Annotated in this window: 5 protein-coding genes; 4 read left to right on the top strand and 1 reads right to left on the bottom strand. The window is 68.9% G+C overall.

The window, feature by feature from the left end; translation table 11 throughout:
* The first annotated feature begins 22 nt into the window (after positions 1 to 22).
* The 4 genes from RIF93_RS05430 (at position 23) to RIF93_RS05445 (ending at position 5188) form a co-directional block, all read left to right on the top strand.
* Positions 23 to 346 (top strand): metalloregulator ArsR/SmtB family transcription factor, encoded by a 324-nt coding sequence (locus tag RIF93_RS05430; protein ID WP_309089208.1) that lies wholly within the window; start codon positions 23 to 25, stop codon positions 344 to 346.
* A gap of 9 nt (positions 347 to 355) precedes the next feature.
* On the top strand, positions 356 to 1306 hold the full coding sequence (locus tag RIF93_RS05435; RefSeq protein ID WP_309089209.1) for an acyl-CoA desaturase: 951 nt from the start codon (positions 356 to 358) through the stop codon (positions 1304 to 1306).
* Positions 1307 to 1639: 333 nt separating this feature from the next.
* A complete protein-coding gene (locus RIF93_RS05440; protein ID WP_309089211.1) occupies positions 1640 to 3430 on the top strand; it encodes an ABC transporter ATP-binding protein in 1791 nt (596 codons plus the stop codon).
* Between the two features lie 87 nt (positions 3431 to 3517).
* The gene (locus RIF93_RS05445; protein WP_309089213.1) at positions 3518 to 5188 is read left to right on the top strand and encodes a carboxylesterase family protein; all 1671 of its coding nucleotides are present in this window, start codon (positions 3518 to 3520) and stop codon (positions 5186 to 5188) included.
* Here RIF93_RS05445 and RIF93_RS05450 read toward each other — a convergent pair.
* The coding region (locus tag RIF93_RS05450) for a DNA glycosylase AlkZ-like family protein (protein WP_309089215.1) at positions 5185 to 6157 on the bottom strand (973 nt) is incomplete at its 5' end. The genes RIF93_RS05445 and RIF93_RS05450 overlap by 4 nt on opposite strands.

A 6157-nucleotide genomic window follows, 5' to 3' on the forward strand; every position in this document is an offset into this window, starting at 1 on the left:
TAATAAGTTAATTAGGAATCTCGTGTTGGAAAAGGTCTTTGAGGCGCTGGCCTCGACGCCGCGGCGCAAAATCCTAGCGTACCTGGCCGAGGTCGACCTGACGGCGGGCGAGATCGCTGCGCGATTCGACATGAGCAAGCCGGCGATTTCGAAGCACCTGCAGATCCTTGAGAACGCCGGGCTCGTGAGGAGCGAGAAGAGGGGGCAGTTCGTCCACTACGCCCTCGTGCGGGACAACCTCGTCAACACGCTGAACGGGTTCGTCCAGAACGTCTGTCCGGTCTCGACACCGCTGAAAAAGGAAAGCGCCCGCTTGCGGAAGGGGCGCGCGGGCGAAGACAGCTAAGAGCCCGCCATGCAGCTCGTCCCTGGATCGGAACGGATCGTCGCGACCCCCGGCGCAGATCCGACAGCGGGGCGAGTGCGGTGGTCGCCAGCCAAGTCGCTGTGGATCGGCGGCATGACGCTAGCCACCTTGATCGCTGGGCCCCTGCTGTTCTCGTGGAGCGCCTTCGCGCTCTTTCTCGTAGCCACGGCAGTGACTCTGTGCGCGGGACACTCCGTCGGCATGCACCGCCGGCTGATCCACAACAGCTTCAAGTGCCCGCTTTGGCTGGAATACCTTTGTGTCTATCTCGGCGTGCTCGTCGGCATGGCGGGCCCGATAGGCATGATCCGCGTGCACGACATGCGGGATTGGGCGCAAAGGCAGTCCGATTGCCACGGATACTTCGGCCATCGTGCGGGGTTCTGGCTCGACGCGTGGCGGCAGCTCCATTGCGAGCTGGTCCTGCAGCGCCCGCCGGACTTCCACCTGGAGCCGCGGGTGGCGCACGACCGCGTGTACGCCTGGATGGAGCGTACCTGGATGCTACAGCAGCTGCCGTGGGCGCTGCTGTTCTACGCCCTCGGCGGATGGTCCTGGGTGGTTTGGGGCGTCTGTGCGCGCGTGACGGTGTCCGTCACCGGCCATTGGATGGTCGGATACTTCGCCCATCGCGAGGGCCCGCAGACGTACCTCGTGCAAGGCGCGTCCGTTCAAGGGCACGACGTGGTGATCGCCGGCCTGGTTAGCATGGGCGAGAGCTGGGACAACAACCATCATGCGTTCCCGGGCTCGGCGAAGCTCGGCCTATATCCTGGGCAGGCGGACCTGGGATGGGTGCTGATCAAGCTGTTCGAGCGGCTCGGCTTGGCCTGGGATATCGTCACGCCGGAGCGATTGCCTTACCGCCCGGCGCTCCGGCAGGTGCGCAACAGCGGCGCCGGTTGTCCTGTGGGTAGGAGGCTGCAGATCCGCGCCTAGCTGGTGTTGCTGAAATGCCGCTGGCGAAACCATGTTCGCCGGTCGCCTTGACCGTCTCCGGCGCCGCTCCTAGCTTCCAAGCCTTCGAGGCTGACGAGGGAGGACAGCATGACGTTCGTCGCGCCGCTTTCCCGCCGACGCCTCGGGCCGCCGCCGCACCTGTAACTCGCCCGGACAATCTGTCCTGAGGCGCTCGCCGGTCCTCCGCGCGAAGCGATCCCGCGCGCCCGCGGCCCTCCAGGTTCATCAGTCCTCCGCGAGAACCGTTGAAATCCAGCTTCCAAGCCGGTCGCCGCGCGTCGCCCGCGCGGACCGGTCCATCCGAGTTCCGACATGACCGAACACTACGAAGACGACGACGAGACCAAGAAGGATCGCGTCCTCAAGAACCGCCAGGTGCTGGGCTTCATCGCCGGCTTCTGGATGCGGCGGCGCCTGCTGTTCTTCGCCGCGGTCGGCCTGATGGTCGTCGCCATCGGCTTCGACCTCGCGCTGCCCTGGGCCGCCGGCCGCCTGGTGGACGCCGTCGCTGCGACGCCCAGGGAGCCGCCGGAGGCCTGGCGGGCCTGGGCGATCTTCGTGGGCGTGTACCTGGCGTTCAGCCTCGTGCGGAACCTGGCCTTCCGGTTCTGGAATCCCATGGCCGCCCGGAACATGAAAGAGATGACCGACGAGGCCTTCCGGCACGTGCAGGGCTTCTCGGCCGACTGGCATGCCGACACCTTCGCAGGCTCGACCGTGCGGAAGATCTCGCGGGCGATGTGGGGCTACGACAGCGTCTCGGACGCGGTGGTCCTGTGGCTGGGCCCGGCCTTCCTGGTGCTGATTGGCCTGTCGATCAGCATGGTGGTCCGCTGGCCGGTGGTGGGCCTGTTCGCCCTGGCCACCGTCGTCGTCTACATCGCCTCGAACCTGTTCCTGACAATCGTCTGGGTACGGCCGGCGAACCTGAAGTCGGTGGCGCTGGACAGCCGCATCGGCGGCGCCTTGGCGGACTCCCTATCGTCGAACCCGACGGTCAAGGCGTTCGGCGCCGAAGCGCGCGAGGCCGAGCGGATCGCCGGCGTCACGGCGGAGTGGCGGAAGCACACGCTGATCACCTGGACCCGCTTCATCGACGTCTGGCTGATCCAGAACATGATCCTGGTGGTGCTACAGGCAGGCCTCTCAGGCCTGCTCGTCCGGCAGTGGGCCGTCGGCCAGGCGAGCGCCGGCGACGTGGCCTTCGCCATCACCTCGTTCATGCTGATGAGCGGCTATCTGCGCAACGTCGGCGAGAACATCCGCATGATGCAGAAGGGCCTGGACGACGCCGAGGATGTGGCGGCCTACGCCCGCATGCAGCCGCAGGTGCCGGACCCGCCTGCAGCCCCGGTCTTCCGGCGCGAGCTGGGGGAGATCGCCTTCGACCGGGTGACGTTCCGCTACAAGTCGGCGGACGAGCCGCTGTACCGCGACTTCAGCCTGCTGATCGCGCCGGGTGAGCGTGTGGCGCTGGTCGGGCCCACCGGTTCCGGCAAGTCCACGTTCGTGAGGCTGGTCCAGCGGCTGTACGACGTGCAAGGCGGCCGCATCCTGATCGACGGCCAGGACGTGTCAAAGGTGGCCCAGGCCAGCCTGCGCCAAGCCATCGCCGTGGTGCCGCAGGACCCGGCCTTGTTCCACCGAACGATCGCCGAGAACATCGCCTATGCCCGGCCGGACGCGACGCTGGACGAGATCGAGTTGGCCGCCAAGCGCGCCCGGGCGCACGACTTCATCGTGCGCCTGCCCAAGGGCTACGACACCCTGGTCGGCGAGCGCGGGGTGAAGCTGTCCGGCGGCGAGCGCCAGCGGGTGGCCATCGCCCGCGCCTTCCTGGCCGATGCTCCGATACTGGTGCTGGACGAGGCCACCTCGTCCCTGGACGTGGAGACCGAGCGCCAGGTGCAAGCGGCGATGGAGGAGCTGATGGCGGGCCGCACGACCATCGTCATCGCCCACCGACTGTCGACCATCCGCGGCGCGGACCGGATCCTGGTCTTCGACCGCGGCCGCATCGTCGAGGAGGGCCGCCACGCCGAGCTCGTGACGAAAGGCGGCGCCTACGCCCGGCTGCATGCGGTGACCGAAGGGCTGATCTAGCGCCGAAGAACGTGGGTTGCTTGCCCTCCCCTGATTAGTAAAGTCGGTATGTTGCGGGCGTCAGACCCGCGCAAGGGAGGGCAGGCGATGACCCGGGGCTTCGATCGGCGGTTCGTGCTTGGCGCAGGGGCGGCGATGCTTGCCGGACCGGCCTGGAGCCAGCAGCCCGCGCCGGTAGTGGAGACCGCCGCGGGTCGGGTTCGCGGAAGCAGCGCGGGCGGCGTGCTGGTCTTCCGCGGCATCCCCTATGGCGAGAGCACCGCAGGCCCGAACCGCTTCCTGCCGCCCAAGAAGAAGGCGGCCTGGACGTGTGTCCGCGACTGCCTGGTCTATGGACCGACCGCGCCGCAGATGAACGTCTCGACGCTTCGGCCCGGCCAGGCGCCGGGCCCACGCCTGCCCAGCCCGATCGGGGGCGGATCGCCCACCCCGGAGCCTCCAGTCGGCGAGGACTGCCTCGTGCTCAACGTCTGGACGCCCTCGACGACCGGCAAGCGGGCGGTTCTGTTCTGGATGCACGGCGGCGGCTTCTCCACCGGCTCCGGCTCGTCGCTCTGGTACGACGGGAGCAATATCGCCCGGAAGCAGGACGTGGTGATCGTCACCGTCAACCACCGCCTGAACGTGCTCGGTTTCTGCGACCTCTCAGGTTTGGGGGAGAGGTACGCCCATAGCGGCCATGCCGGCATGCTGGATTGCGTGCTGGCGCTCCAGTGGGTGCGAGAGAACATCGAGCGCTTCGGCGGCGACCCGGATCGCGTCCTGATCCACGGCGAATCCGGGGGTGGGCGCAAGACCAGCACGATGATGGCGTTCACCCCGGCGGCGGGACTCTTCCACCGGGCTGTCGTCCAGAGCGGGTCGCAGTTGCGGCTGGACAGCCAGGCGCTGGCCCGTGAGAAGGCGGCCCGCCTGCTGAAGGCGCTGGAGATCGCGCCTGGCGACGCCGGCAAGCTGCAGGACGTGCCCGTCGGCGACCTGGTGCGGGCCGGCGCCAAGGCCGCGGCGGGTCTGGGCCAATGGCGGCCGCAGGTGGACGGTCACTACCTGCCCCGCCATCCCTTCGAGCCCGATGCGCCGGCGATATCGCGCCACGTGCCGATGATGATCGGCACGAACCGCACGGAACAGTCGGTCTTCCTCGGCGGCGATCCGGCCATGGATACGCTCACCGAAGACGGTCTCAGGAAGCTGGCCGCGGCGTGGGTGCCTCCGGAGAGGGCGTCCGACACGGTCGCGATGTACCGGCGGCTCCACCCGCAGAAGAGCCTGGCCGAACTCGCGTACATGATCACGACCGACCGCAGCTATTTCCTGGATTCCACGCTCCAGGCCGAGCGGAAGGCGAAGCAGGGCGGCGCGCCCGCCTACTACTACGCCTTCTACCGCGAGACGCCGGTGCAAGGCGGGCGCTACTTCGCGCCCCATGCCGAGGAGATCCCCTTCGTCTTCGACACCCTCGCCAATGCCGAACGGATGGTGGGCCCGGTCACGCCCGAAGCCCAGGCGCTCGCCGACAAGATGAGCGCGGCCTGGGCCAATTTCGCCAAGAGCGGGCGGCCCTCGGCGCCTGGCCTGCCAGCCTGGCCGGCCTACGACACGAAGGCGCGCGCTACGATGGTGTTCGACACGACCTGCCGCATCGAGAACGACCCGCGCGGCGCCGAGCGGAAATGGATGGCGCAGTTCGGTTCGCAGCAGGACCGCCAGAGCGAGCTGCCGGCGGCCGGCCACGCCGGCGGCGACACGCCGGGTTAGACCGCGGCCTCGAGCGCCGAGGCCAGGTCTCCGCGGCGCTCCACGCGGACGGAGCCCAGGCCCAGCCAGCCGGCCATCCGCCTGAGCTCCTCGGCCAGGCGGACCGGCGTCTCGTCACTCGCCCAGGGCTCGGCGTGGCTGGCCTGCACCAGCAGGGCTCCGGCCTTGCGGTCCGCCTTCAGGTCCACGCGCGCGGTGATGGCGTCGCCCTCCAGGAACGGCAGCACATAGTAGCCGTGGGTGCGCTTCTCGGCCGGGGTGTAGATTTCGAGCCGCACCTTCACGCCGAACATCCGCTCGGTCCGGTCGCGAAACCAGATCAGGTTGTCGAATGGCGAGAGCAGGGCGCAGCCGGCGACCTTGCGCGGGCGCCGGGCGGCGGGGTCGAGATAGGCTTGGTCGCGCCAGCCCTTCACCGACACGGGCAGCAGATCGCCCGCCTCCACCAACTCGGCGAGCCGGGCGCGCGTCTCCTCCACGCCCATCCGGAAGTAGTCGCGCAGGTCCCGGGCGGTGGCGATCCCCATAGCGCGCGCCGCGATGCGCAGCAGCTGGCGCTGGGCCGCGTCCCGGGCGGGCGTGGGCGCCTCGCGGACGTCCTTCGGCAGCACCTTCTCGGGCAGGCCATAGACCCGCTCGAAGGTCCCGCGCCGGGTGGCGGTGGTGAGCTCGCCGGCCCAGAACAGGCCCTCCAGCGCCCGCTTGGACTCGCTCCAGCCCCACCAGCCGCCCTGGCCCTTGTGGCCCATCTCCAGCTCGGAGGCCGACATCGGGCCGCGCGTGCGGATCTCCTCCAGGACCTTGTCGACGAAATCCCGCCGCTCGCGCAGGAAGCGGGCGATACCCGTCCAGGTGCCGACGCCTTGCTGCGCGTCCTCCATCCGCCAGCGGAACAGCGGCTGGTTCTCGACCGGGAGCAGGCTGGCCTCGTGGGCCCAATACTCGAAGAAGACCTTCTTCCTGCCCCAG

Origin of the sequence: Phenylobacterium sp. (assembly GCF_031181185.1) — a bacterium.
Classification (GTDB): domain Bacteria; phylum Pseudomonadota; class Alphaproteobacteria; order Caulobacterales; family Caulobacteraceae; genus Phenylobacterium.

What these genes read in the sequence shown, in the direction of transcription:
- RIF93_RS05435 (WP_309089209.1), top strand. Translation starts at nt 356, where the DNA reads ATGCAGCTCGTCCCTGGATCGGAACGGATCGTCGCGACCCCCGGCGCA.
- RIF93_RS05440 (WP_309089211.1), top strand. Translation starts at nt 1,640, where the DNA reads ATGACCGAACACTACGAAGACGACGACGAGACCAAGAAGGATCGCGTC.
- RIF93_RS05445 (WP_309089213.1), top strand. Translation starts at nt 3,518, where the DNA reads ATGACCCGGGGCTTCGATCGGCGGTTCGTGCTTGGCGCAGGGGCGGCG.